Annotated in this window: 26 protein-coding genes; 7 read left to right on the forward strand and 19 right to left on the reverse strand. The window is 67.2% G+C overall.

Annotated features, from left to right (window positions below):
• Nucleotides 1–15: 15 nt before the first annotated feature.
• The 14 genes from C8261_RS08220 to C8261_RS08285 form a co-directional block, all read right to left on the reverse strand.
• The gene (locus C8261_RS08220; protein ID WP_107493187.1) at nucleotides 16–1,176 is read right to left on the reverse strand and encodes a right-handed parallel beta-helix repeat-containing protein; all 1,161 of its coding nucleotides are present in this window, start codon (nucleotides 1,174–1,176) and stop codon (nucleotides 16–18) included.
• Nucleotides 1,173–2,072, reverse strand: coding sequence for an acetylglutamate kinase (gene argB, locus C8261_RS08225; protein WP_107493267.1), 900 nt, complete (start codon nucleotides 2,070–2,072; stop codon nucleotides 1,173–1,175). The genes C8261_RS08220 and argB overlap by 4 nt, the downstream gene beginning before the upstream one ends.
• Before the next feature lie 100 nt (nucleotides 2,073–2,172).
• Nucleotides 2,173–2,589 carry an Hsp20/alpha crystallin family protein gene (locus tag C8261_RS08230; protein ID WP_181358886.1) on the reverse strand — a complete coding sequence of 139 codons (417 nt, stop codon included), beginning with the start codon at nucleotides 2,587–2,589 and terminating at the stop codon, nucleotides 2,173–2,175.
• Between the two features lie 83 nt (nucleotides 2,590–2,672).
• Nucleotides 2,673–3,074, reverse strand: a complete 402-nt coding sequence (locus C8261_RS08235; RefSeq protein ID WP_107493188.1) for a barstar family protein — start codon at nucleotides 3,072–3,074, stop codon at nucleotides 2,673–2,675.
• Nucleotides 3,071–3,445, reverse strand: coding sequence for a ribonuclease domain-containing protein (locus tag C8261_RS08240; RefSeq protein WP_107493189.1), 375 nt, complete (start codon nucleotides 3,443–3,445; stop codon nucleotides 3,071–3,073). The genes C8261_RS08235 and C8261_RS08240 overlap by 4 nt, the downstream gene beginning before the upstream one ends.
• Entirely contained in the window at nucleotides 3,442–5,115 is a 1,674-nt protein-coding gene (locus C8261_RS08245; protein ID WP_107493190.1) for a response regulator, read from the reverse strand. The genes C8261_RS08240 and C8261_RS08245 overlap by 4 nt, the downstream gene beginning before the upstream one ends.
• Nucleotides 5,116–5,233: 118 nt before the next feature.
• Nucleotides 5,234–7,033, reverse strand: coding sequence for an aspartate--tRNA ligase (gene aspS / locus C8261_RS08250; protein ID WP_107493191.1), 1,800 nt, complete (start codon nucleotides 7,031–7,033; stop codon nucleotides 5,234–5,236).
• A 35-nt stretch (nucleotides 7,034–7,068) separates the two neighbouring features.
• Entirely contained in the window at nucleotides 7,069–7,716 is a 648-nt protein-coding gene (locus C8261_RS08255; protein ID WP_107493192.1) for a DUF502 domain-containing protein, read from the reverse strand.
• Nucleotides 7,717–7,734: 18 nt separating this feature from the next.
• Nucleotides 7,735–7,998, reverse strand: a complete 264-nt coding sequence (locus C8261_RS08260) for an FmdB family zinc ribbon protein (RefSeq protein WP_107493193.1) — start codon at nucleotides 7,996–7,998, stop codon at nucleotides 7,735–7,737.
• Nucleotides 7,999–8,114: 116 nt separating this feature from the next.
• Entirely contained in the window at nucleotides 8,115–8,966 is an 852-nt protein-coding gene (locus tag C8261_RS08265) for a prepilin peptidase (protein ID WP_107493194.1), read from the reverse strand.
• 40 nt (nucleotides 8,967–9,006) lie between these two features.
• The gene (locus C8261_RS08270) at nucleotides 9,007–10,242 is read right to left on the reverse strand and encodes a type II secretion system F family protein (protein WP_107493195.1); all 1,236 of its coding nucleotides are present in this window, start codon (nucleotides 10,240–10,242) and stop codon (nucleotides 9,007–9,009) included.
• Between the two features lie 16 nt (nucleotides 10,243–10,258).
• Entirely contained in the window at nucleotides 10,259–11,986 is a 1,728-nt protein-coding gene (gene pilB / locus C8261_RS08275) for a type IV-A pilus assembly ATPase PilB (protein WP_107493196.1), read from the reverse strand.
• Nucleotides 11,987–12,055: 69 nt separating this feature from the next.
• Nucleotides 12,056–13,360 carry an HlyC/CorC family transporter gene (locus tag C8261_RS08280; RefSeq protein WP_107493197.1) on the reverse strand — a complete coding sequence of 435 codons (1,305 nt, stop codon included), beginning with the start codon at nucleotides 13,358–13,360 and terminating at the stop codon, nucleotides 12,056–12,058.
• A gap of 81 nt (nucleotides 13,361–13,441) precedes the next feature.
• The gene (locus C8261_RS08285; protein WP_107493198.1) at nucleotides 13,442–14,269 is read right to left on the reverse strand and encodes a cytochrome C assembly family protein; all 828 of its coding nucleotides are present in this window, start codon (nucleotides 14,267–14,269) and stop codon (nucleotides 13,442–13,444) included.
• Nucleotides 14,270–14,310: 41 nt separating this feature from the next.
• Here C8261_RS08285 and ffh point away from each other — a divergent pair, with 41 nt between their 5' ends.
• From ffh to gloA, 5 genes are read left to right on the forward strand one after another with little or no spacing between them, the layout of a single operon-like run.
• Complete coding sequence (ffh, locus tag C8261_RS08290; protein WP_107493199.1) at nucleotides 14,311–15,672, forward strand: signal recognition particle protein; 1,362 nt, start codon at nucleotides 14,311–14,313, stop codon at nucleotides 15,670–15,672.
• Nucleotides 15,669–16,463: an EI24 domain-containing protein gene (locus C8261_RS08295; protein WP_107493200.1), complete on the forward strand. Its 795-nt coding sequence runs from the start codon at nucleotides 15,669–15,671 to the stop codon at nucleotides 16,461–16,463. Before ffh ends, C8261_RS08295 begins: the two co-directional genes overlap by 4 nt.
• Nucleotides 16,445–17,191 carry a competence/damage-inducible protein A gene (locus C8261_RS08300; RefSeq protein WP_107493201.1) on the forward strand — a complete coding sequence of 249 codons (747 nt, stop codon included), beginning with the start codon at nucleotides 16,445–16,447 and terminating at the stop codon, nucleotides 17,189–17,191. Before C8261_RS08295 ends, C8261_RS08300 begins: the two co-directional genes overlap by 19 nt.
• A gap of 5 nt (nucleotides 17,192–17,196) precedes the next feature.
• Nucleotides 17,197–17,967, forward strand: coding sequence for a M48 family metallopeptidase (locus C8261_RS08305; RefSeq protein WP_107493202.1), 771 nt, complete (start codon nucleotides 17,197–17,199; stop codon nucleotides 17,965–17,967).
• A 5-nt stretch (nucleotides 17,968–17,972) separates the two neighbouring features.
• A complete protein-coding gene (gene gloA, locus C8261_RS08310; RefSeq protein ID WP_107493269.1) occupies nucleotides 17,973–18,356 on the forward strand; it encodes a lactoylglutathione lyase in 384 nt (127 codons plus the stop codon).
• Between the two features lie 49 nt (nucleotides 18,357–18,405).
• On the opposite strand, the gene C8261_RS08315 is transcribed toward gloA, so the two are convergent.
• Complete coding sequence (locus C8261_RS08315; RefSeq protein ID WP_235864871.1) at nucleotides 18,406–19,464, reverse strand: HD domain-containing phosphohydrolase; 1,059 nt, start codon at nucleotides 19,462–19,464, stop codon at nucleotides 18,406–18,408.
• Between the two features lie 123 nt (nucleotides 19,465–19,587).
• Here C8261_RS08315 and tsaD point away from each other — a divergent pair, with 123 nt between their 5' ends.
• Nucleotides 19,588–20,607 (forward strand): tRNA (adenosine(37)-N6)-threonylcarbamoyltransferase complex transferase subunit TsaD, encoded by a 1,020-nt coding sequence (gene tsaD, locus C8261_RS08320; protein WP_107493203.1) that lies wholly within the window; start codon nucleotides 19,588–19,590, stop codon nucleotides 20,605–20,607.
• A gap of 18 nt (nucleotides 20,608–20,625) precedes the next feature.
• On the opposite strand, the gene plsY is transcribed toward tsaD, so the two are convergent.
• On the reverse strand, nucleotides 20,626–21,216 hold the full coding sequence (gene plsY, locus C8261_RS08325) for a glycerol-3-phosphate 1-O-acyltransferase PlsY (RefSeq protein ID WP_107493204.1): 591 nt from the start codon (nucleotides 21,214–21,216) through the stop codon (nucleotides 20,626–20,628).
• An 85-nt stretch (nucleotides 21,217–21,301) separates the two neighbouring features.
• Here plsY and C8261_RS08330 point away from each other — a divergent pair, with 85 nt between their 5' ends.
• Nucleotides 21,302–21,679, forward strand: a complete 378-nt coding sequence (locus C8261_RS08330; RefSeq protein ID WP_107493205.1) for a dihydroneopterin aldolase — start codon at nucleotides 21,302–21,304, stop codon at nucleotides 21,677–21,679.
• A 63-nt stretch (nucleotides 21,680–21,742) separates the two neighbouring features.
• Here the strand turns inward: C8261_RS08330 and C8261_RS08335 are convergent, their stop codons facing one another.
• From C8261_RS08335 to xerD, 3 genes are all read right to left on the reverse strand, one after another.
• Nucleotides 21,743–22,120: an H-NS histone family protein gene (locus C8261_RS08335; RefSeq protein ID WP_107493206.1), complete on the reverse strand. Its 378-nt coding sequence runs from the start codon at nucleotides 22,118–22,120 to the stop codon at nucleotides 21,743–21,745.
• A 201-nt stretch (nucleotides 22,121–22,321) separates the two neighbouring features.
• On the reverse strand, nucleotides 22,322–22,810 hold the full coding sequence (ybaK, locus tag C8261_RS08340; RefSeq protein ID WP_107493207.1) for a Cys-tRNA(Pro) deacylase: 489 nt from the start codon (nucleotides 22,808–22,810) through the stop codon (nucleotides 22,322–22,324).
• A gap of 31 nt (nucleotides 22,811–22,841) precedes the next feature.
• Nucleotides 22,842–23,759: a site-specific tyrosine recombinase XerD gene (gene xerD, locus C8261_RS08345; protein ID WP_107493208.1), complete on the reverse strand. Its 918-nt coding sequence runs from the start codon at nucleotides 23,757–23,759 to the stop codon at nucleotides 22,842–22,844.
• Nucleotides 23,760–23,772: the final 13 nt, after the last annotated feature.

A 23,772-nucleotide genomic window follows, 5' to 3' on the forward strand; every position in this document is an offset into this window, starting at 1 on the left:
TTCCCTGTCGGTTCTTCAGGGTGTGACTTGCACCGCACCGGGCGGCAGCGGCGCGTCCGCAGGGAGGGTGCGGCGGCCTGCTGGCGGCACGAAGGCCGCGGTGGGGCGGGAGGGGTCGCCGGCCGCAGGGGCCGGGCGCATCTGCCGGGGCAGGTGGCGGGGGTCGAGTTGCAAGGTGCCGAGGTCGAAGGCTGTGGCGGGAACCTGGGCGTTGCCCGCGCTGCGGGTGCCCGGCGGGACGGCGTAGAGTGCGCTGCCGACGGCGAGATTGTTGAGCAGGGTGGTCGAGCTGTCCGCGGGCAGGCGCTCTTCCCACACGCGCAGCAGCCATGCGCCCAGCGGGCGACCACCGAGCAGGGTGTTGTGGGCGAGCAGGAGGTGGCTGTGCGGCCAGGGCTGGCCTTCGGCGCCGAAGGCGATGAGGGCCGGATTGGCGCTGCGTTCGTTCTGCGCAATGATGTTGCCGACCACTTCGGCGCGGCCGCCGTTGGGCAGGTCGATGGCGTAGGAGGCTTGCCCTTCCGGGCCGTCGGCGATGAGGTTGTAGCGGATGGTGCTGGTGCGTGCGCGCGACTTGATGAGGTGGCCGCGGTGGCCGTCGCGGAAATGACTGCCGCGCACATCGAGGCTGGCAATGCGGCCGACGTAGAGCAGATGCGGCAGCGGCGTATCCTGGGCAATCGCCGGTCCGAACACGCTGTCGCGGATGATCAGTTCGGCGTTGGCGTCGTTGGCGGTGAGGATGCCGTTCTGGTTGTCGATGAAGCGGCAGTTGTGCACCGTCAGCCGGCCGCGCTCGAAGCGGATGCCGGCGCCGTTGCCGTCGGCGACGCGGGCGCCGCGGAACTCGATGTTGTCGATGCGGATGTCGCCGCCGCGTACCACCCAGATCGCCTTGCCTTCGGCGCTGCGGCCGTCGGCGAGGAGTACCGCGCCACTGCCGGTGGCGCGGATGTCGAGGCGCGCCTGCGTCCATACCGCCACATCGCCGCGGTATTCGCCGGCGGCGATCAGCACGGTGTCGCCGCTGCGCGCCTGACGGGCTGCCTCGGCGATGGTGGCAAAGGCTTCGCCGGGGCCCACGCGCAGGATGCTGGCGCCGCCGGCGGCGGCCGGCGCGGCAAGCAGTGCGGCCAGCAGCGCGGCGCTGCGGCAGGCGCGCAGCGCCGTGGTCATCTGCTCTTGATCATCGTGCCGACGCCGTGGTCGGTGAGGATCTCCAGCAGCAGGCAGTGCTCGACGCGGCCGTCGATGATGTGCACGGACTTCACGCCGTTGCGCGCGGCGTCGAGTGCCGAGGCGATCTTCGGCAGCATGCCGCCGGAAAGGGTGCCGTCGGCGACCATCTCGTCGATTTCGCGCGGAGTCAGGCCGGTGAGCAGATTGCCGGCCTTGTCGAGCACACCCGGGGTGTTGGTGAGCAGGACGAGCTTCTCGGCCTTGAGGATCTCGGCGAGCTTGCCGGCCACCACGTCGGCGTTGATGTTGTAGGTTTCGCCCTCTTCGCCGACGCCGATGGGGGCAATCACCGGGATGAAGTCGCCCTGATCGAGGAAGGCGATCAGGCTGGGGTCGATGCCGGTGATCTCGCCGACCTGGCCGACGTCGATGAGGTCGCCCTGCGGAGCGTCCTTCTTCTGCATCAGCAGCTTCTTGGCGCGGATGAAGCCGGCGTCCTTGCCGGTCAGGCCCACCGCCTTGCCGCCATGCTGGTTGATGAGGTTGACGATCTCCTTGTTCACCTGGCCGCCGAGCACCATCTCGACCACTTCCATGGTCTCGGCGTCGGTGACCCGCATGCCCTGGATGAACTCCCCCTTCTTGCCGACCCTGGCGAGCAGGCTTTCGATCTGCGGGCCGCCACCATGTACCACCACCGGGTTGAGGCCGACGAGCTTGAGGAGCACCACGTCGCGCGCGAAGCAGTCCTTGAGGTGCGGGTCGGTCATCGCGTTGCCACCGTACTTGATGACGATGGTCTTGTCGAAGAAGCGCTTGATGTAGGGCAGGGCCTCGGCAAGGATCTCGGCCTTGCGGGCGGGGGTGACGGTGTCGGCGGCGGGTGCGGTCATGGCGGGGTCCATCGGCGGGTTGGGAAACTGCGCCGATTCTACCCCGTCCGGGCGTCGTGCTGCGGCCCCGCGCGGATGCCGGCGGGGCCGCATGGCCGAGTCAGTCGATGGCCAGCCGGCGGGCCTGGGCGGCGGCCTTCTTGGGCAGGGTGAGCTCGAGCACGCCGTCGTTGAAGCGGGCGCTGGCGCGGGCCTCGTCGATGTCCTGGCCAAGCTGGAAGCTGCGCGAGACCTTGCCGAAGTAGCGTTCGGTGCGCAGCACGCGTTCGCCTTCCTTGACTTCCTTCTCCTGCTTGCGCTCGGCGCTGATCGACACCACCGGGCCGTCGATGCTGACGTGGATGTCGTCCTTCCTGACCCCGGGCAGCTCCGCATGGACCTGGTAGGCGTCGTTGTCCTCCTTGACATCGACACGCATCTGCGGAGCCTCGGCGGTGGTGTTGCCGAATTCGACCGGGCGGACGAAGAACCCGCGGAACAGGTCTTCGAAGGGGTCACGACGGATGATGTTGGTCATGATGGTCTCCTGACTGTCTGTGGGTGGGGAACTGCCTGCGTTGAATATAGGTTCGGCAAGGGCGATTTCAAGCCACCCCGGCATTACCCCGGTGCGCCCAGTAGATAGACTGCCAGGCAGGTTCCCGCCACGGCCTGCCGTGCCGCGGCCTCGGCGAAGATGTCGAGGAGGGTGGCGTGGTCGGCCGGTGAATGCGCGTGCAGGGTGCCGAGGCCGCTGACGAGCACGACGATGGCGTCATCGTGCAGCCAGTCGAGATCGCCGAGGCAGTCGGCGAGGGCATCCCAGTTGTGGCCGAAATGCCCGGGGAAGTGCAGCGCAGCGGCAAGGCGGCCAAGCACGGCGGCTTTGTCCGCGCAGTCATGCAGATCCACGCGGTGCACATCGCGGCCGCCGGCAGCGAGGGCGCTCAGCAGTGCTTCGGCGTGTGCTGCGGGCAGGTGGTGGACGCCCGCCTGGGGCGCGTGGTCGGCGAAGGGGTTCATCGCTTGCGGTCTATGCGCTGGAAACTGCGGTAGTGGTCGGCGGTCCAGTAATACACCTCCGGCGGGCGGCCGCCGGTGACGATGCGGCGGGCGCCGCGGTTGCGCGCGCCGGGGGTGTCGACGGTGTATTCGCGGTAGTAGCCGCGCGGCTGGGCAGGCAGCAGCCCCTCGCGGTTGTGGAAGGTGGTGCCGTCCTGGCGGTAAGGGAAGGGGCCGCCGGCGTCGATCAGGGCGAGGGTGGCGTGGGCCTCGGCGGGGAGTCGGCTGGCTGCGATTCCGCCATCGTCGGCAGGGGCGCAGGCCAGCAGTGCGGCGCCGAGCAGCGCCAGCACGGCAGGGCGCAGGAGGGCTGCCAGACGGTCACGCATCATGCCGAGAAGAAATCCTTCAGGCCGGCGGCTGCCCGCATGCTGCCGGTGCCGCGCTGGCGCAGCTTGTCGTGCTTCTTGAACAGCGCATGCATGAATTCGGAGATTGCCGCCAGGCGTGGGCTGGCGGGGTCGGCGCGGCGCGCGCGGGTGATCAGGGCGCCGGCCTGGGTGGCGAAACGCTCGTTCCAGCCGCGGTGTTCGATGTGGCGCAGCAGCGCCAGCGCGGCGTTGAAGAGGACGTGGGGATTGCCGGGCATGCGCCGCGCGGCGTTCATCATCTCCACCACCGCGCCGTCGAAGTCGCCGCTCTTGGCTTTCTCCGCACCGGTGACGATGAGCTTGCGCACTTCCTCGCGGGTGCGCGTCTCGAGTTCTTCGGCGAGCGTTTCCAGGCCGCGGCTGTGCAGCGCGGCGCGGGTGCTCTCCACGGTGCCGTCGTCGGCGGCATTGCGCAGCACATCGAGCACCAGTTCGCAGCCTTCGGATTCCAGATCGTTGTCGAAGCAGGCCTTGAACAGATCCTGCTTCAGCGCCGGGCTCAGCTCGGTGGTGTCGGCGCCGGTGGCGATGGCGTCGACCAGCGCGCTGCGGGCTTCCTCCGGTTGCGCGGCGGCGGTGTAGTAGAGGTTGCGGCACAGCGCCGCACAGATCTGCGTCTTGCGGCGGGCGCCGAGGCTGCGCTCCATGTCGCGGATGGTTTCGCGGGCCGCTTCAGGCTTGCCCTGGCCGAGTTGCGCCTGTACCAGACGGACGTGATCCTCGGGATCACGGAACTCGGAGTAGCGGCTCTTCTCGATCAGTGCGCCGAGGGCTTCGGCGGCGGCATCGGGCTGGCCGAGCTGCAGTGCCAGGGTGGCGCTGTTGCGCAGTCGGTGGAGGCGGTGGGGTGAGCGCCTGACGGCGTCGTTGAGGGTTTCCAGCGCTGCGCCGCTGTGCCCGCGCAGTTCGCGGCATTGCGCCAGCAGATCGTAGGCGCCGATATAGAGTTCGTGCTCGGCGACCAGAGCACAGAGGATGTCCTCGGCGGCTTCATAGTGCTTCTTGAGCATCAGCGTGCGTGCCAGGCCGAACTGTGCCCAGGGCAGGCTGCCGAGGGTCAGTGCGGCGCGATAGGCGGTCTCGGCGTCGTCCAGGCGGCCCATGTCGATGAGCAGTTCGGCCTGCTTGCGCAGCAGTTCGCTGCGGTACTGGGGGTGGCTGGCCTCGGCCTCGTGGAGGATCTCGGCGGCACCCATGGGGTTGCCCATCGCCATCAGGCGGTAGGCGGGCAGGAAGACCTCGCGGCGATCGAGTACCTTCTGCAGCCTGTAGTGCAGGGCGTGGGCAGCGAGCGGCTTGAGGATGTAGTCATCCGGGGTGAGCTCGGCGGTGCTGACCACGCGCTCGTAGTTGCGCTCGCCGGTGACCATCACGAACAGCGTGTCGAGGGGGATGATGTCGTGGCTGCGGAGGTCTTCGAGCAGATGCTGGCCGTCCTGGCCGTCGTCGAGGTTGTACTCGCACAGGACGATGTCGAAGCGCCGTTCCTTGAGCCGTTTGATGGCACTGCCGGCATTGGTGGCGAACTGCACCTGGCTGACCCCGAAGCTCGCCAGCATGGCGCGCAACTGTGCGCGCATGCCGGGATTGGCATCGATGACCAGTACGGAGGCGGCGGCTAGTTCGGCCATGAAGACGGCTCGGCAGGGCAACGGCGGTATACGGTTTACGGCCGCAGCCGTCAGCCCTTGAGCGGACAACAAAAAGCGGACGGCAGGCCGTCCGCTCATCTTGCCATACGCCGCTCGCTCAGTCGCGGGCGATCTCGATCTGGTTGTCCACCTTCTGGCGCAGGCGGATGTGCAGCTCGCGCAGTTGCTTCTCATCGACCCCCGAAGGCGCATCGGTGAGCAGGCACTGGGCGCGCTGGGTCTTGGGGAAGGCGATGACGTCGCGGATCGACTCGGCGCCGGTCATCAGGGTGACGATACGGTCCAGGCCGAAGGCCAGGCCGCCGTGCGGCGGCGCGCCGTACTTGAGCGCGTCGAGCAGGAAGCCGAACTTCACCTGCTGCTCCTCGGGGCCGATGTTGAGCGCCTCGAAGACCTCGGCCTGCACGTCGGCGCGGTGGATACGCACCGAGCCGCCGCCGATCTCCCAGCCGTTGAGCGCGAGGTCGTAGGCCTTGGCCAGGCACTCGCCCGGATTGCTCTTGAGCAGTTCGAGGTGGCCGTCCTTCGGGCTGGTGAAGGGATGGTGGCAGGCGGTCCAGCGCTTGTCGTCCTCGTCGTATTCGAACATCGGGAAGTCCACCACCCACACCGGGCACCAGGTCTCACCGGTGAGGTAGCCCTTCTCGTGGCCGAGCTTGACGCGCAGCGCGCCCAGCGCATCGTTGACCACCTTGGTCTTGTCGGCGCCGAAGAAGATCAGGTCGCCGGACTGCGCGCCGGTACGCTCCAGGATGGTGGTGAGCGCCTTCTCGTGCAGGTTCTTGACGATCGGCGACTGCAGGCCTTCCTCGTTGGGCTTGGCGGCGTCGTTGACCTTGATGTAGGCCAGGCCCTTGGCGCCATAGATGCCGACGAACCTGGTGTACTCGTCGATCTCGCCGCGCGTCAGGCTGCCGCCGCCGGGCACGCGCATCGCCGCCACGCGCCCGCCGCTGGCGGCCGGGCCGGAGAACACCTTGAAGGCCACGTCGGCCACCGCGTCGGTGACGTCGACCAGTTCCAGGGTGACGCGCAGGTCCGGCTTGTCGGAGCCGTAGCGGCGCATCGCCTCGGCGTAGGTCATGCGCGGGAAGGGGGCGGGCAGTTCGACGGCGAGCGACTCGCGGAACACGAAGCGGATCATCTCCTCGACCAGCGCGGTGATCTGCTGCTCGTCCATGAAGGAGGTTTCCAGGTCGACCTGGGTGAATTCCGGCTGGCGGTCGGCACGCAGGTCCTCGTCGCGGAAGCACTTGGTGATCTGGTAGTAGCGGTCGTAGCCGGCCACCATGAGCAGCTGCTTGAAGAGCTGCGGCGACTGCGGCAGGGCGAAGAACTGGCCCGGATGCACGCGCGAGGGCACCAGATAGTCGCGCGCGCCTTCCGGCGTGCTCTTGGTGAGCATCGGCGTTTCGACGTCGATGAAACCCTGGGCGTCGAGGAAGCGGCGGAAGGCCATCGCCACCTTGTAGCGCAGCATCAGGTTCTTCTGCATCTGCGGGCGGCGCAGGTCGATGACGCGGTGGGTGAGGCGCACGTTCTCCGACAGGTTGTCGTCGTCGAGCTGGAAGGGCGGGGTGGCTGCGGCGTTGAGGACTTCGATGTCCTGGCACAGCACCTCGATCTCGCCCGAGGTCAGGTTGGCGTTCTCGGTGCCGGCCGGGCGGCGGCGCACGCGGCCGCTCATCTTCAGCACGAACTCGTTGCGCACCGATTCGGCGATGGCGAACATCTCCGCACGGTCCGGGTCGCACACCACCTGCACCAGGCCTTCGCGGTCGCGCAGGTCGATGAAGATCACCCCGCCGTGGTCGCGGCGGCGATGTACCCAGCCGCAGAGGGTGACGGTCTGGTCGAGGTCGGCGGCAGTGACTTGGCCGCAGTAGTGGGTTCGCATGGTCGTTCGGGTTCCGGCAGAAAACAGGATGAGGGTCAGGGGGCGCTCGCCCCGGGCTGGCCGCCCAGCAGGGCGGCGCGGGCTTCGGCATGGCGTGGCGGTGGTGCTACCACGCCCATCGAGATGATGTACTTGAGGGCTTCATCCACGCTCATGTCGAGCTCGATGACGTCTTCGCGCGGCATCATCAGGAAGAAACCAGAGGTCGGGTTGGGCGTGGTCGGGACATAGACACTGACGTAGTCGCCGTGCAGGTGACGGGCGGCATCGCCGCCCGGTTGCCCGGTAAGGAAGGCAATGGTCCATGAGCCATGGCGCGGGTACTGCACCAGCAGGGCCTTGCGGAAGGCCTGGCCGGTACTCGAAAAAAGGGTGTCGGAAACCTGCTTGACACCGTAATAGAGCGACTTCACCACCGGGATGCGGCCGAGCAGGGCCTCCCAGTAACGCACCAGCTTCTGCCCCAGCACGTTGGCGGCGACGACGCCGGTGAGCAGCACCAGGGTGACGCTCACCAGCAGGCCGACACCCGGCAGGTTGAAGCCCAGCATCGCCCGTGGTTGCACGTCGGCGGGCAGCCACTCGATGACCTGGTCAAGGGTGCCGATGATCCACGCCAGCACCATGAAGGTGATGGCGAGGGGAATCCAGATCAGCAGTCCGGTGACGAAGTATTTCTTCACGCCGCGGGGTGTCCGGGCTCAGCCCGGGTGGCAGGCACAGCTGCCGCCGCAGCCTGCCGGCGCGGGGGCGGCCTCGCCCTGCGGCGCGGCCGGGCAGCTGGCACCCTTGAAATCGGTGGCATACCAGCCGCTGCCCTTGAGCTGGAAGCCCGCTGCCGACAGCAGCTTGACGTAGCTGGCAGTGCCGCACGACGGGCAGGTGCTGAGCGGTGCATCGCTCATCTTCTGGATGTGTTCCTTCTGGAACCCGCAGCTTTCACAACGATATTCGTAAATGGGCATGACGACCTCCCGAAAGGCAAGCGTGCAAGTCTAGCGCAATGCGGCAATGCGGAAAAGCAAGCCTCCGCGCTCCGGCGTCAGCAAGGTGGGGGCGTCGCGGCTGCTTTCAAGAGCACTCAGAAAATGGCCAGGTAGTGGCGCGTGATCGCTTCGCCCCAGAACAGCGCGATGACGCCGGCGGCAGCGAGGTAGGGGCCGAAAGGGATGGGGACGTTGCGGCCGTGGCGGGCAAGGACGATGAGGGCGATGCCGACCGCGGCGCCGACCAGCGAGGACAGCAGGATGGTCAGCGGCAGCACCTGCCAGCCCAGCCATGCGCCGATGGCGGCGAGCAGCTTGAAGTCGCCGTAGCCCATCCCTTCCTTGCCGGTGAGGAGCTTGAAGAGCCAATACACCGACCACAGGGCGAGGTAGCCGGCCATCGCGCCGATCACCGCACTGGAGAGGTCGGTGTAGGTGCCGGCGAGGTTGAACAGCAGCCCACCCCACAGCAGCGGCAGCGTGAGGTCGTCGGGGAGGAGCTGGGTATCGAGGTCGATGAAGGCCAGTGCAATCATCGTCCACAGGAAGAACAGGGCGCCGAGCGCGGCGAGCCCGAAGCCGAAGTGCCAGGCGGCGTAGCCGCTGAGCGCGGCGCTGAGCAGCTCGACCACCGGATAACGGCCGCTGATCGGCGCCGAACAATGGCGGCAGCGTCCCCGCAGGATCAGGTAGCTGACCACCGGGATGTTCTCTACCGCGGTGATCAGGTGGCCGCAGTGCGGACAGCGCGAGCGTGGGGTGGCGAGATTGAAGCGCTCCTGGGAGGGCGCCGCTTCGCCCCGCAGTTCGGCCGCCTGGGCTTGCCATTCGCGTTCCATCATGCGCGGCAGGCGGTGGATGACGACGTTGAGGAAGCTGCCGACGAAGAGGCCGAGCACGGCCGCGACGACGCCGAAAGCGAGCGGCTGTTGGAGGAATTCTGTCATGGGAAGATGAGCGGGTGCCCGCAGGCACCCGCCGGAGGGGTCAGACCACGGCGCCGATCTTGAAGATGGGCAGGTACATGGCAACCACCAGGCCGCCGATCACGGTGCCGAGGAAGACCATGATGATGGGCTCAAGGAGCTGCGACAGGCCGGCAACGGCATCGTCGACTTCCTGCTCGAAGAAATCAGCGACCTTGCTGAGCATGGAGTCGAGCTGGCCGGATTCCTCACCGATGGAAACCATCTGCACCACCATGGTGGGGAAGACGAAGGCGTTCTGCATCGCCACGGTGAGGCTGGTGCCGGTGCTGACTTCGCCCTGGATCTGCTTGGTGGCGGTGACGTAAACATGGTTGCCGGAAGCGCTGCCCACCGAATCGAGCGCTTCGACGAGCGGGACGCCGGCGGCAAACATCGTCGATAACGTGCGGGCCCAGCGCGCCACGGTGGCCTTGCGGATGATGTCGCCGATCACCGGCAGCTTCAGCACGGTACGGTCGACCGCGATCTGCATTGCCACCGAGCGCCGGTAGGTGTAGCCGATGGCGACGACGATGCCGATGAGGATGCCGAAGATGACGTACCAGTAGTCGACGAAGAAGTCGGAGATGGCGATGACGATCTGCGTCGGTGCGGGAAGGTCGGCACCAAAGCTGGAAAAGACATTCTTGAACTCGGGAATCACGAACAGCATCATTACCGAGATCACCAGGGCGGCTACCACCATCACCGCGATGGGGTAGAACAGCGCCGACTTGATCTTGCTCTTGATGGCGAGGATCTTTTCCTTGTAGGTGGCGATGCGGTCGAGCAGGCTGTCGAGGATGCCGGCCTGTTCGCCGGCGGCGACGAGGCTGCAGAAGAGCTTGTCGAAATGCACCGGGTGCCTGCTGAAGGCCTGCGACAGGCTGAGGCCGGTTTCGACGTCGTTGCGCACTTCGTTGAGCAGGCGGGCCAGGGCGGGGTTGCCGGAACCCTTGATGCCGATGTCGAAAGCCTGCAGCAGCGGCACGCCGGCCTTCATCATGGTCGCCAGCTGACGGGTGAACAGGGCGATGTCCTTGTCGGTAATCTTGCCGCCGCGCGACATGCGCTGCTTCTTGACCTTGCTGACCGTCACCCCCTGGCGCCGCAGGGTGGCCTGCACCACCGACTCCGCCGCGGCGCGCATTTCGCCGCGAATGATCTTGCCGCCCTTGTCCTTGCCTTCCCAGTGATAGAGATCTTCCTTGGGGCCGCCCTTCACTGGTCGGCTGGCGCGGGTTGCTGTGGCCATGAGTGTGGTCCTCGTGTTATTCGTTGGTGGAGGCCAGCACTTCTTCCAGAGAAGTGACCCCCTGCTTGACCTTCAGAAGCCCGGACTGGCGCAGATCGCGCACCCCCTCGCGGTGGGCCTGTTCGGCAATGTCCATGGAGTTGCCGTTGGTCATGATGATGTGGGCGATTTCCTCGGAGATCGGCATGACCTGATAGATGCCCACGCGACCCTTGTAGCCGCTGCCCTTGCAGCGCTCGCAGCCTGCCGGGCCATAGGGTTGCCAGCTGCCATCGAGGTCGGCCTCGTCGAAGCCGGCCTGCAGCAGCACCTCGATGGGAATGTCTACCGGCTGCTTGCAGGTGCACAGACGGCGGGCGAGGCGCTGGGCGGTGATGAGGATTACCGAGGAGGCGATGTTGAATGGCGCCACGCCCATGTTCTTCAAGCGTTCGAGCGTTGTCGGGGCGTCGTTGGTGTGCAGCGTGGACAGCACCAGGTGGCCGGTCTGTGCGGCCTTGACGGAGATCTCGGCGGTTTCCAGGTCGCGGATTTCGCCCACCATGATGACGTCCGGATCCTGGCGCAGGAAGGCGCGCAGCGCTGAGGAAAAGCTCAGGCCGGCCTTGTCGTTGACATTGACCTGGTTGATGCCGGGCAGGTTGATTTCTGCCGGGTCTTCGGCGGTGGAGATGTTGACCCCCGCCTTGTTGAGGATGTTCAGGCAGGTATACAGCGACACCGTCTTGCCCGAGCCGGTCGGTCCGGTGACCAGGATCATGCCGTAGGGGCGGTCGATGGCATCAAGCAGGGCTTTCTTCTGGTCGGGCTCGTAGCCGAGCGCATCGACTCCCAGCATCGCAGAGGATGGGTCGAGAATACGCATCACGATCTTCTCGCCATGCAGCGTCGGCAGCGTGGAGACGCGGAAGTCGATGGCCTTGTTCTTGGACAGCACCAGCTTCATGCGGCCGTCCTGCGGGACGCGCTTCTCGGAGATGTCGAGGCGGGAGATCACCTTGATGCGGGCGGCGATCTTCTCGCGCAGCACCAAGGGTGGCTGGGCAACCTCGCGCAGGACGCCATCGGTGCGTACGCGGATGCGGTAGTACTTCTCGTAGGGTTCGAAGTGGATGTCCGAAGCCCCCTCGTTGATGGCGTCGATAAGTACCTTCTGGATGAAGCGCACCACCGGGGCGTCGTCGACTTCGGAGGCGGCATCGTCGGCAGTGGGTTCGGCGGTTCCGCCCTCCTGATCGAGGAGGTCCATGTCGAAGTCGTCGCCGGTGAGTTCCTTGATGCTGTCGGCGGCCGATTCGTTGAGGCCTTCGGCCAGCTTGGCGAGCTTGTCGGCCTCCGCTACCACCAGATCGATCTGCAGCCCGGTCTGGAAGCGGATCTCGTCGAGCACCCGCATGTTGGAGGGGTCGGCGATGGCGACCAGGACACGGTTCTGGCGCTTGCCCAGGGGCACCACGTGGTGCTTGGCGCAGAGCTTGCGGTCTACGGCGTCGGCCGGGATGAAGGACTTGTCGAGGGCGCCGATGTCGAACAGTGGGTAGCCGAAGGTCTCGGCAGCGAAGCGCGCGACGTCGCGGGTGCTGATCAGCTTGCGCTGCGCCAGTTCGAGCAGGAAGCCGTTCGATGAGCCCTTGCCGGTACCCGCCTCGGTAGCACAGGACAGCGCGTCCGCCTCGGAAAGACGTCCGTGCTGGACCAGGGCGCGGGCAAGACCGCTCAGGGCTGACTGCGAGGTGGCTGCCATGTGTGCAATATTAACTAACTGACATTCGATCTTGCACGCCGCCGCCCGGCTTGTAAAGGCCCGCGGCGCTCAGGGGTGTTCCAGAGAGTGTGTGGAGGCGTCCGGCCGGGTCTGGGGGCGGAACAGGCGTACCGTGCGCACCCGCCTATCCTGAGTCTGTACGACCTCGATCGGGGTGTCGGCGATCTTCAGCGACAGTCCGCCTTCAGGAATATCCTGCAGGTGCTCGAGGATCAGTCCGTTGAGGGTCTTGGGGCCGTCAAGCGGCAGGGAGAGGTCGAGCTTGCGGTTCAGCTCGCGCAGGTTGAGGCTGCCATCGACCAGCACGCTGCCGTCCTCGCCCCAGCATACGCGGTCGCCGCTGTCGGGCACGCTGGTGGTGAATTTGCCGATCAGTTCCTCGATGATGTCTTCCAGGGTCACCAGGCCGAGCAGTTCGCCGTATTCGTCCACCACCAGGGCGAGGCGCTGGTGGTTTTCCTGGAAGAACTGCAACTGCGAGTACAGCGGTGTGTCGGCGGGGATGAAGTAGGGTTTGCCGACCAGCTCGCGGATTGCCTCGGGCTCGAAGCCTTCCTCCAGAGTGTGGCCGAGCAGGCGGCGCAGGTGGAGGATGCCGATGACGCGTTCGGAGTCGTCTTCGAACACCGGCAGGCGGGTGTGGTAGCTGGTGGCGATGCGGCGGCGGATCTCCTCGGGCGGGGCGGAGAGATCGATGCTCTCGATGGCGCCGCGTGCGGTCATGACGTCTTCGACGGTGATGTTCTCGAGATCGAAGATATTGACCAGGATGCTGCGGTGCTTGCCGGGAATGTACTGCCCGGACTCCAGCACCATGGCGCGCAGTTCTTCCAGTGACAGGCTGCTCGCCGCCGCGTCGCTCTGCGGCTGCAGGCGCAGGATGGAGAGCAGGCCGGCAACGAAGAGGTTGACGAACCAGACCGCGAAATAGGACAGCTTCAGCAACGCGGTGAGCGGATAGCTGAGGATGGGGGCGAGGCGGTCGGCGTGGTGGGCGCCGATGACTTTCGGGGAGATCTCCGAGAACACCAGGATCAGGAAGGTCAGGGCGACCGTGCCGGCGCCCAGCGCCCAGCGATCCTCGCCGAAGAGGTGAATGGTGATCACGCTCGACAGCGTCGCTGCGGCGATGTTGATCAGATTGTTGAACAGCAGGATCACGCCCAGCAGGCGATCGGTCTTGGCCAGCAGTTCAAGTGCAAGCCTGGCGCCGGTGTGGCCTGCGGCGGCCCTGGAGCGAAGCTTGTAGCGGTTGGCGGCCATCATGACCGTTTCGGTCATGGAAAAGGCCCCCGAGAAGATCAGCAGCAGAACCAGGGTGGCAAGCTGCGCGGGGAGAAGTGATTCGGACACGCCGACTCGTCAGTTACGCGGGAATCCGAGTATTGGCGGGGGGGCTCCGGCTGTCAAGTGATGAGCCGTTGTGTGCCCGTCTCAGTAGGCGCGGCTGAGCATCACCTCGATCACGAAGCGGCTGCCGACGTAGGCCAGCAGCAGGGCGACGAAGCCTGCCAGGGTCCAGCGCAGCGCCATGCGTCCGCGCCAGCCGCGGACGTGGCGGCCGATCAGCAGGATGCCGAAGAGCAGCCAGGACACCACCGCAAACACCGTCTTGTGGTCGAGTCGGAAGGCCTGCCCGAAGAGCGTTTCGGAAAAGGCGATGCCGGTGATCAGGGTGAGGGTGAGCAGCACGAAGGCGATGCCGATGAGGCGGAACAGCAGCGCCTCCATGGTCAGCAGTGGCGGCAGGCTGGCGAGTGCGCGGGAAAAGCGGGCGTTGTGGAGCTGGCGCGCGGCCACGGCCATGAGCATGGCGTGCAGGGCGGCAAGGGTGAACAGGCTGTAGGCCAGCATGGCGATGATGAAGTGGGCGCGGAAGGCCGGCGAGCCGGCGTTGGTGAGCACGTGATCGCCGGGGAACAGCGCCGGCAGCAGGCTGCCACCGACGCCGGCGAACATCGCCAGCGCGTGCAGGCCGTCGAGGCGGGCGTAGAGGGTTTCCACCCAGTAGAAGCAGATCGCCAGCCACACCATCAACGAGATGGCCACGCCAAAGCCGAAGCGCATCTCGCCGCCGGCGAACAGGGCGCCGTGCAGTGCCGCGCCGTGGGCGAGCAGGGCGGCGAGCAGCACCAGACGCTCACGCAATGACATGCACTGGCGCGCGCCGGAGACGCCGCCGGCATGGCAGGCGCGCCAGAAATGCAGGCCCAGTGCGGCATACAGTGCCGCGGGCAGGAGATGAAGTAGAATCTTGACCATAGCCTTCGCAGTTTACTCCAACGCCGAGATCCTCATACAACATGCTCGACAATCTCACCCAGCGCCTCTCCAAGGTCGTCAAGTCCCTGCGTGGACAGGCCCGGCTGACCGAAGACAACATTCAGGAAGCGATGCGCGAGGTGCGCATGGCCCTGCTGGAGGCCGATGTCGCCCTGCCGGTGGTCAAGGACTTCGTCGCCCGTGTGCGCGAGAAGGCTGTCGGCCAGGAAGTGATCGGCTCGCTGACGCCGGGCCAGGCCCTGGTGGGGGTCGTGCACGACGAGCTCAAGGCCCTGATGGGGGGCACCCACAGCGGCCTCGACCTGGCGGCGCAGCCGCCGGCGGTGATCCTGATGGCCGGCCTGCAGGGCGCGGGCAAGACCACCACCACCGGCAAGCTCGGCAAGCTGCTCACCGAGCGCATGAAGAAGAAGGTGCTGGCGGTGTCGGCCGACGTCTATCGCCCGGCGGCGATAGAGCAGTTGAAGACCGTCGCCGCTCAGGCCGGCATCGAATTCTTCCCCTCGTCGGCCGATCAGAAGCCCGTCGACATCGCCCTTGCTGCGCTCGACTACGCGCGCCGGCACTATTTCGACGTGCTGCTCGTCGATACCGCCGGCCGTCTGGCCATCGACGACGCCATGATGGCCGAGATCAAGGCCCTCCATGCCGCAGTGAAGCCGGTCGAAACGCTCTTCGTCGTCGATGCCATGCTCGGCCAGGATGCGGTCAATACCGCACGCGCATTCAGCGAGGCGCTGCCGCTTACCGGCGTGGTGCTGACCAAGCTCGACGGTGACGCGCGCGGCGGTGCTGCGCTGTCGGTGCGCCACGTCACCGGCAAGCCGCTGAAGTTCGCCGGTGTCGGCGAGAAGCTCTCCGGGCTGGAGGAATTCCACCCCGAGCGCATGGCCAGCCGCATCCTCGGCATGGGCGACATCCTCGGCCTGGTCGAAGAGGCGCGCCGCGGTGTGGACGAGGACAAGGCCCGTGCCTTTGCGCAGAAGCTCAAGACCGGCAAGGGCTTCGACCTCAACGATTTCAAGGAACAGATTGCCCAGATGCGCAGCATGGGCGGCATCGGCGCGATGCTCGACAAGCTGCCCGCACAGTTCGCCCAGGCCGCAGGCAAGCTGCAGGGCGGGGCGGAAGAGAAGGCCATCGGCCGCGTCGAAGGCATCATCAACTCGATGACTCCGCAGGAGCGCGCCAAGCCCGAGATCCTCAAGGCCAGCCGCAAGCGGCGCATTGCCGCCGGCGCGGGGGTGAGCGTGCAGGAGGTCAACCGCCTGCTCAACCAGTTCGAGCAAACCCAGAAGATGATGAAGCAGTTCTCCAAGGGCGGCATGCAGAAGATGATGCGCGGCCTCAAGGGCATGCTGCCCGGCGGCATGATGCGATGAGTGCCTTGCTGCTGGCCATCGGCCGGGCGCTGCGCAGCCTGGGGCGGCGCGGGGTGCTCTGGCATCTGCTGTGGCCGGGGCTGGTGGCGGCGCTGATCTGGCTGCTGGTGGGTATTCTCAGCTGGAGCGTGCTGATCGCCACGGTGCTCGACTGGGTGCTGGGCTGGCCGGGCCTGGGGGCCTGGCTGAGCAGCTCCGAGTCCGCCACTGCGGTGCTCGCGGTGCTGGTCAAGATCGCTGTCTTCCTGCTCTTCGTGCCGCTGATCTACATCACCGCCGCGGTACTCGTGGGGGCGGTGGCGTTGCCGCTGATCCTTGAGAAGGTGTCGGTGGCCGAATACGGCGATCTCGAACTGCGCCGTGGCGGCAGCGCCCTCGGCAGTGTGTGGAACACCGCCGCTGCCGCCACGCTGTTCGTCTGCGCCTTGCTGCTGTCGCTGCCCTTGTGGCTGATCCCCGGCCTCGGTCTGGTGATCACCGTTGCCCTCACCGCCTGGCTCAACCAGCGCGCCTTCGCCTACGATGCCCTGATGCTGCATGCCGATGCCGACGAACTCGCCGCTCTGCCGCGCGTCCACCGGCTGCCCATGCTCACCCTCGGCGGGCTGGGGGCGCTGATGGCCTACGTGCCGGTCTTCAACATCCTCGCGCCGGCGTTCTGCGGGTTGACCTTCGTGCACTTCATGCTCGAATCCCTGCGTCGCGAGCGCGCCGAGCATGGTGTCACCCTGCTCGACCCTGAACCCCAGACCTCGACCTCCGTGGAGCAGACATGGCATTTGGAGCCCTGATCGTTGGCGATGAGATCCTCTCCGGCCGGCGTGCCGACAAGCATCTGACCAAGCTCATCGAACTGCTGGCCGCGCGCGGCCTGAAGCTGGCGTGGGCACGCTATGAGGGCGACGACCCGCAGCGCCTGGCCGCCGCGCTGCGCGACAGCTTTGCTTCGGGAGACACGGTGTTCAGCTTCGGCGGCATCGGTGCAACCCCCGACGACCATACGCGCCAGGCCGCTGCCACTGCGCTGGGCGTCGAGCTTGCCCTCCACGCCGAGGCAGAGGCCGAGATCCGCGCCCGCTTCGGCGACGAAACCACGCCCGAGCGCCTGCAGATGGGCGTCTTTCCGCTCGGCAGCACGATCATCCCGAATCCCTATAACCGCGTTCCCGGCTTCGCCATCCACGGGCACTGGTTCGTCCCCGGCTTCCCGCAGATGGCCTGGCCGATGGTCGAATGGGTGCTCGACACGCACTACGCCCACCTCCATCACGCCGAAGACTACGTCGAGCAATCGCTTACCGTCTGGGACACCTACGAAGGCCAGCTCATCGACCTGATGCGCAGCCTGACCGCAGAGTTTCCCGCGGCTACGCTGTTCAGCCTGCCCACGCTGCCCGGCGAAGGGCAGCGCCGCAGCCTGGAGCTGGGCATGAAGGGCGCGCAGGCGGTGGTGGAGGCGGCGATGGCACGCATCCGCGCCGAACTCGACCGCCGCGGCCACCCCTGGGAGGCGCGCTGAGCGGCATGCTGCGCCCCAGGCGCGCGACGGCGATCGAGCACGACGCCTGTCTGCTGGTTGATGGCCGCGAACTGCGCTACACCCTGCGTCGCTCAACGCGCCGCACCCTGGCCATGCAGGTCGATGCGCGCGGCCTGCGCGTCGCCGTGCCGCTGCGCTGCGCCGCGGGGGAGGTCGAAGGCTTCGTGCGCCAGCATGCGCAGTGGGCATTCGCCCGTCTTGCGGCGCTTGCCGAACGGCAGCAGCGCAGCGCCTTTGCCATCGTCGACGGCGCCACCTTCCCGCTCCTCGGTCATCCCTGCCGCGTGCGCCTCGGCGGGGGGCGCGGGGCACGGTGGGCACCTGCCGCCGACGGTCATGACGAACTGTGGCTGCCGGCCGCTGCGGCCGACCACGCCGCGTTGTTGCAGCGTGCCCTGCGGGGGCGGGCGTTGGCGTGGTTTGGCGGGCGGGTGGCCGAGTACTGCCATCGCCTCGGCGTGGCCGCCCCGCCGGTGCGTCTGAGTTCGGCGCGCACGCGCTGGGGCAGTTGCTCGCTGCGTTCGGGAATCCGCCTGCACTGGCGCCTGATCCATCTGCCGCCGGCGCTGGGCGATTACGTGGTCGCCCACGAAGTCGCCCACCTGCTGGAAATGAACCACTCGCCGCGTTTCTGGTCGGTGGTCGAGTCGCTGTATCCGGACTGGCGTGCGGCGCGCGTGCGCCTGCGTGCGGCCGCCGCCGGCCTGCCGCTGTTCCTGCCCGGGGAGGATGCCGGGCCCATCAACGAGGATTGAACACCATGCGCATTCTTCACACCATGCTGCGCGTCGGCGACCTGGAGCGCTCCATCGCCTTCTATACCGAGGTCCTGGGCATGCGTCTGCTGCGCCGCCAGGACTATCCCGAGGGGCGCTTCACGCTGGCTTTCGTCGGTTACCAGGACGAGGCCGCCGGCGCGGTGCTCGAGCTTACCCACAACTGGGATACCGCGGCCTACGAACTGGGTACTGCCTATGGCCACATCGCTCTGGCGGTGCCCGATGCCGCCGGCGCCTGTGAGCAGATCCGCGCACGCGGCGGCAAGGTGGTGCGCGAGGCCGGGCCGATGAAGCACGGCAGCACGGTGATCGCCTTCGTCGAGGATCCGGACGGCTACAAGGTCGAACTCATCGAGCGCGACTGAACGGAGCGACGGCCGTTGCGGTCGCGCCCCGGGGGGCGGGAAGTCTGGCTCAGGCCTGGTCGCCGTAGCGCTGGCGGATGGAGAGCACCTCTTCCCAGGCGCCGAGCAGGGCATTCACGCACTGCGGGTCGAAATGGCTGCCGCGGCCGTTGCGCAGCAGCGCCTCGGCGTCCGCCAGCGCCCACGCCGGTTTGTAGGGGCGTGCCGAGGTGAGCGCATCGAAGACGTCGGCGACGGCAACGATGCGTCCTTCAAGAGGAATCCCGTCACCGGCGAGGCGGCGCGGGTAGCCGCTGCCGTCGAACCTCTCGTGATGGCTCAGGGCGATGCTGGCGCCGAACTGGATGATCGGTGAGCTGGAACCTTTCAGGATGTCGTGGCCGATCTCCGGATGGCGGCGCATCAGCGCCATCTCCGTGCTGCTCAGCGGCCCCGGCTTGAGCAGGATGTGGTCGGGGATGCCCAGCTTGCCGACGTCGTGCATCGGTGCGGCGAGCAGCAGTGCCTCCACGTAGGCGGCGTCACAGCCCAGTTGGCGGCCGATCAGTGCCGCATACTGGGCCATGCGCTGAATGTGGGCGCCGGTCTCGGGGTCGCGGAACTCCGCCGCGCGCGCCAGGCGGGTCACCGTCTCGCGTTCGCGGGCGTGAATCTCCGCGGTGGCGCGACGGACCTCCTCGGCGAGGGTTTCGGCACGGTTGCGGGTGGCGAGGTGGGCTTCGCGCAGCGCCAGCATGTTGCGCACCCGCGGCTCGAACTCGTGGGCGTCGATGGGCTTGAGGAGGAAATCGTTGGCCCCGGCCTCCAGCGCCTGGTAGCGCACCTTGCGCTCGTCGCTGGCGGTGACCATCAGGATGGGTACGTCGTTGTGGGCGTGCTCGGCGCGTACGCGGCGGATCAGCTCGACGCCGTTGAGCTCGGGCATCATGTAATCGACGACGATGAGGTCCGGTTCGTGGCCTAGGCACCACGCCAGGCCCTCGCGGGGGTCGGCGAAGGCGCGGGGCAGCCAGCCGGGGTGGCGGCCGACGAGCTTCTCCATCAGCACCAGATTGAGCGGGGTGTCGTCGATGATGGCGATCTGCATCAGCGGGCCGGGCGGATTCATGGGGGCGATTGTATGCCGGGGTGCTGCCGGCGTGGACCCATGGCACACCATTTTGAGCACTTTGGCGGCGTTCTGCTGCCTTGCAGTAGAATGCGGCTCCCCCTTGCCAGCCAGAGCGGAGCAATGAAGGTACTGGGTATCGAATCCTCCTGCGATGAAACCGGCGTTGCGCTCTACGACAGCGCGCGCGGCCTGCTCGGTCACAGAGTGCACTCGCAGATCGACCTCCATGCCGCTTACGGTGGCGTGGTCCCCGAGCTCGCCTCGCGCGACCACATCCGCCGCCTGCCGCTGCTGGTGCGCGAGACGCTCGCCGAGGCCGGCTGTGCGCTGAGTGAGATCGATGCGCTGGCCTATACCGCCGGCCCCGGGCTGGCCGGCGCCCTGCTCGTCGGCGCCGGCGCGGCCGAGGCGCTGGCGCTGGCGCTCGACGTGCCCGCCCTGCCCATCCACCACCTCGAAGGTCATCTGCTGTCGCCGCTGCTGGCAGCTGACGCGCCCGATTTCCCCTTCGTCGCCCTGCTGGTATCGGGTGGCCATACCCAGTTGATGCGCGTCACCGGGGTGGGTGAGTACGAACTGCTCGGTGAGTCCCTCGACGATGCCGCCGGAGAGGCATTCGACAAGACCGCAAAGCTCCTCGGTCTCGGCTATCCGGGCGGCCCCCAGCTCGCGGCGCTGGCCGCCACCGGCAGCGCCGGGCGTTTCCGCCTGCCGCGACCGATGCTCAACTCCGGCGACCTCGATTTCAGCTTCAGCGGTCTCAAGACGGCGGTGCTCAACGTCGTTTCCGCACCGGGCTGGCAAGCCGCCGACGCTGCCGATCTGGCGGCGGATTTTCAGCAGGCGGTGGTCGAGGTGCTGGTCAGGAAGGCCCTCGCCGCGCTGCGCAGCACCGGCCTGCAGCGTCTGGTGGTGGCCGGCGGGGTCGGTGCCAACCGCGAACTGCGCGCCCAACTCGATCGCGCCGCGGCGCGCCGCGGCTGGCGGGTGTATTACCCCGAGGCCGAACTATGCACTGACAACGGCGCCATGATCGCCTTTGCCGGAGCGCTGCGCCTGGCGGCTGGCGCAGGCGGCAGCCGGGAAGGGCGGATTGCCATCCGGCCGCGCTGGCCGCTTGCCGAGCTCATGCGGCCTTAGCGCCCCTGGCGCCTTCGCTCAGGACTTCTGCCCGATACGCCCCTCGGTGCCGGCCAGCAGGCGGCGGATGTTGGCGGCGTGGCGCCACACCAGCACTGCGGCCATGACGGCCAGGACGCCCACCACCACGCCGTCACCGACGAGGAAGTAGCCTGCCAGCGGTGACACCAGCGCGGCGGCCAGCGCCGCGGCCGACGAGTAGCGGCTGAGCAGCGCGGTCAGCAGCCAGACCGCCAGGCACAGCAGGGCCAGCCAGGGGTTGATGCCGGCGAGCACGCCGAGGGCGGTGGCGACCCCCTTGCCGCCGTTGAAGCGCAGGAAGAGCGAGAACACGTGACCGAAGAAAGCAGCCAGCCCGGCCAGTGCCGCCTCTGCGGCGCTGAAGCCGAGGGCGGCGGCGATCCACACCGCGGCAGCGCCTTTCAGGCAGTCGCCGACCAGGGTGAGGGCGGCGGCGGCCTTGTTGCCGCTGCGCAGCACGTTGGTGGCGCCGGGGTTGCCCGAGCCGTAGGCGCGTGGATCGGCAAGGCCGAACAGGCGGCTGGAGACGATGGCGAAGGGAACGGAGCCGAGCAGGTAGGCGCCGGCGAGCAGGAGCAGGAGGTTCATGGGCGGAGGCGGATGGGGCCGTGGAAGGAAACCGGAGAAATCGGCATTGGCGCTACAATGTGCGCGATTCTAATCGGGAAGGCCCATGGATTTCATATTTATCGAAGAGCTCCGCGTGCAGGCCTGGGTCGGCATCTATGCGCGCGAAAAGGCGGCGCCACAGACGGTGGAACTCAATCTCACCTTCGGCGTTCCGGATGCCGCCGCCGAGCATGACGATATTGCCGACACGATCAATTACGCCGAGGTGATCGAACGCATTCGTGCCGAACTTGCCGAGCGCCATTTCAATCTCATCGAAACGCTCGGCGAGTTCGTCGTCAGCCTGCTGTTCGAGGAATTCGGTGCGCCGTGGGTCAAGATCCGCATCGCCAAGACCGGAGTGATGAAAGGCGTGCGTCGGGTCGGGGTATTCATCCAGCGCGGCCGCGCCGGCGTTTCATTGCCCGACGTGCAGTGCTGAGGGTGCTTGCCGCGCGCAAGAATAAAAATGACGGGCCCGCAGGCCCGTCATTTTTCTTTCTGCTCAGCCCTGCTTGATCAGCAGCGCTTCGAGGGCGCCGCCTTCGGCCAGCCATTTCTCCACCCACAGCGGCTTGCGGCCGCGGCCGGTCCAGGTGGCCTTTTCGTCTTCCGGGTGGCGGTACTTGGGCGCCACGCGGCTGCCCTTGCTGCCTGCAGCCTTGGCGGCGCGGCGCGGCTTGGCGGCAGCAGCCTTGGGCTTCTTCTCGGTGCCGGCTGCGGCAGCCACGACTTCTTCCAGCGACAGGCCCTGGTCGGCCGCCATGCGCTGCATCTTCTTGAGCAGGTCCTTGCGCGTGGAGTCGCTGCGGCGGCGGATTTCGTTTTCCACCCTGGCCTGCAGGCGGCGCAATTCGGTCAGCGACAGGCTGGACAGTTCCATGATTTCTCCTTTATTCGGATCGGGTCATATTGCGGTGAGAATCGACACGCGCACCGAAACATATCCATCCAGTTTGCGTGATGCCCGCCATTGTGCAGGAAAAACTCTTACGCAGTAAAACCTTTGTGTTATTTCCGGAGAAATTCTGCGACATCTTGCGCGCTTTTTACCCTGCACTGCTGCGCAGGGTAAAAAGCTGATTCACTGCCCGACCTGAACCAACTGCGGCTGCAGTACGCGCAGGATGTCGTGCGGGTGAACGCCGACAAGAAAACCGCGCCTGCCGCCGTTGATGTAGACCAGCGGCATGTCGAGGATGGTCTTCTCGATGAATACCGGCATGCGTTTGCGCGTACCGAACGGCGAGGTGCCGCCGATCAGGTAGCCGCTGTGACGGTTGGCGATTTCCGGGGCGCAGGGTTCGATGCGCTTGCGTCCGGCCTGACGGGCCAGCTCCTTGGTGGACACCTTGCGGTCGCCGTGCATCAGCACGATGAGGGGCGCAGCGTGTTCGTCTTCCATCACCAGGGTCTTGATCACCGCGTGTTCGGCCACGTTCAGCTCGCGCGCCGAAACCCGTGTGCCGCCGTGCTCCTCGTAGTCGTATGGGTGGGCCGAGAAGGCCACGCCGTGCTGGCGCAGGAAGCGGGTGGCGGGGGTTTCCGGGGCGTGTGCGTCGTGCTTGCTCATGTTGATTCTCCGGCTGTCGCGGACCCGCTGCTCAGGCGCGCGGGTGATGGCGGGCGTGCAGGGCCTTGAGGCGCTCGCGGGCGACGTGGGTATACACCTGGGTGGTGGAAATGTCGGCATGGCCGAGCAGCATCTGCACCACGCGCAGGTCGGCGCCATGATTAATGAGGTGGGTGGCGAAGGCGTGGCGCAGGGTGTGGGGGGAGATGCGTGTACCCGGAATGCCGGCGCTTGCCGCATGGTTCTTGACGATGCGCCAGAACATCTGCCGGCTCATGGCGCTGCCGAAGCGGCTGACGAATAGATCGTCGCTGAGCCGTCCGCCGAGCAGTTGCGGGCGGGCGTCGCGCACGTAGGCAGCGAGCCAGTCGGCGGCGACTTCGCCGAGCGGCACCAGGCGTTCCTTGCTGCCCTTGCCCATCACCTTCAGCACGCCTTCGCCGAGGCTGACGTTGAAGCCCTGCAGGCCGACCAGTTCGGAGACCCGCAGGCCGGTGGCGTAAAGCAGTTCCAGCATGGCGCGGTCGCGCAGCCCCTGGGCGGTGCCGGGGTCGGGGGCGGCAAGCAGGTCTTCCACCTGGCGCTCGGAGAGGGTGCGCGGGAAGCGTTGCCCGGGCAGGGGCGAATCGAGCAGGCGGGTGGGGTCTTCGGCGAGTTGTCCCTGGGCGATCAGGTGGCGGTAGAAGCGCCGCCATGCCGACAGCAGACGGCGCTGGCTGGCGGGACGGGAGCGGGTGCTGAATTCGGCCAGGTAGGCGGCCAGATCGCTGCCGTGGGCAGCGCGCAGGGTGGTGCCGCGGCGCTGCAGCCAGCGCGCGAAGAGGGCGAGGTCGCTGCGGTAGCCGGCCAGGGTGTTGCGGGCGAGGCCGTGTTCCAGCCACATCGCGTCGCCAAAGGCATCGAGCTCGGCGATCTCGCCCGCGGGCAGGGTCTGGTCGGCGGCGCTCATCGACAGGCGCGCG

Origin of the sequence: Pseudothauera lacus, from assembly GCF_003034845.1 — a bacterium.
GTDB lineage: Bacteria > Pseudomonadota > Gammaproteobacteria > Burkholderiales > Rhodocyclaceae > Pseudothauera > Pseudothauera lacus.

Excerpts from the sequence above, each read along its gene's own strand:
- C8261_RS08285 (WP_107493198.1), bottom strand. The coding sequence starts at position 14,269 with ATGGTCAAGATTCTACTTCATCTCCTGCCCGCGGCACTGTATGCCGCA.
- C8261_RS08240 (WP_107493189.1), bottom strand. The coding sequence starts at position 3,445 with ATGATGCGTGACCGTCTGGCAGCCCTCCTGCGCCCTGCCGTGCTGGCG.
- pilB (WP_107493196.1), bottom strand. The coding sequence starts at position 11,986 with ATGGCAGCCACCTCGCAGTCAGCCCTGAGCGGTCTTGCCCGCGCCCTG.
- aspS (WP_107493191.1), bottom strand. The coding sequence starts at position 7,033 with ATGCGAACCCACTACTGCGGCCAAGTCACTGCCGCCGACCTCGACCAG.
- C8261_RS08220 (WP_107493187.1), bottom strand. The coding sequence starts at position 1,176 with ATGACCACGGCGCTGCGCGCCTGCCGCAGCGCCGCGCTGCTGGCCGCA.
- C8261_RS08230 (WP_181358886.1), bottom strand. The coding sequence starts at position 2,589 with ATGACCAACATCATCCGTCGTGACCCCTTCGAAGACCTGTTCCGCGGG.
- ybaK (WP_107493207.1), bottom strand. The coding sequence starts at position 22,810 with ATGAGCAAGCACGACGCACACGCCCCGGAAACCCCCGCCACCCGCTTC.
- C8261_RS08335 (WP_107493206.1), bottom strand. The coding sequence starts at position 22,120 with ATGGAACTGTCCAGCCTGTCGCTGACCGAATTGCGCCGCCTGCAGGCC.
- C8261_RS08300 (WP_107493201.1), top strand. The coding sequence starts at position 16,445 with ATGGCATTTGGAGCCCTGATCGTTGGCGATGAGATCCTCTCCGGCCGG.
- C8261_RS08330 (WP_107493205.1), top strand. The coding sequence starts at position 21,302 with ATGGATTTCATATTTATCGAAGAGCTCCGCGTGCAGGCCTGGGTCGGC.
- C8261_RS08315 (WP_235864871.1), bottom strand. The coding sequence starts at position 19,464 with ATGAATCCGCCCGGCCCGCTGATGCAGATCGCCATCATCGACGACACC.
- C8261_RS08235 (WP_107493188.1), bottom strand. The coding sequence starts at position 3,074 with ATGAACCCCTTCGCCGACCACGCGCCCCAGGCGGGCGTCCACCACCTG.
- C8261_RS08295 (WP_107493200.1), top strand. The coding sequence starts at position 15,669 with ATGAGTGCCTTGCTGCTGGCCATCGGCCGGGCGCTGCGCAGCCTGGGG.
- C8261_RS08245 (WP_107493190.1), bottom strand. The coding sequence starts at position 5,115 with ATGGCCGAACTAGCCGCCGCCTCCGTACTGGTCATCGATGCCAATCCC.
- C8261_RS08260 (WP_107493193.1), bottom strand. The coding sequence starts at position 7,998 with ATGCCCATTTACGAATATCGTTGTGAAAGCTGCGGGTTCCAGAAGGAA.
- C8261_RS08265 (WP_107493194.1), bottom strand. The coding sequence starts at position 8,966 with ATGACAGAATTCCTCCAACAGCCGCTCGCTTTCGGCGTCGTCGCGGCC.
- gloA (WP_107493269.1), top strand. The coding sequence starts at position 17,973 with ATGCGCATTCTTCACACCATGCTGCGCGTCGGCGACCTGGAGCGCTCC.
- C8261_RS08305 (WP_107493202.1), top strand. The coding sequence starts at position 17,197 with ATGCTGCGCCCCAGGCGCGCGACGGCGATCGAGCACGACGCCTGTCTG.
- tsaD (WP_107493203.1), top strand. The coding sequence starts at position 19,588 with ATGAAGGTACTGGGTATCGAATCCTCCTGCGATGAAACCGGCGTTGCG.
- ffh (WP_107493199.1), top strand. The coding sequence starts at position 14,311 with ATGCTCGACAATCTCACCCAGCGCCTCTCCAAGGTCGTCAAGTCCCTG.
- xerD (WP_107493208.1), bottom strand. The coding sequence starts at position 23,759 with ATGAGCGCCGCCGACCAGACCCTGCCCGCGGGCGAGATCGCCGAGCTC.
- C8261_RS08270 (WP_107493195.1), bottom strand. The coding sequence starts at position 10,242 with ATGGCCACAGCAACCCGCGCCAGCCGACCAGTGAAGGGCGGCCCCAAG.
- plsY (WP_107493204.1), bottom strand. The coding sequence starts at position 21,216 with ATGAACCTCCTGCTCCTGCTCGCCGGCGCCTACCTGCTCGGCTCCGTT.
- argB (WP_107493267.1), bottom strand. The coding sequence starts at position 2,072 with ATGACCGCACCCGCCGCCGACACCGTCACCCCCGCCCGCAAGGCCGAG.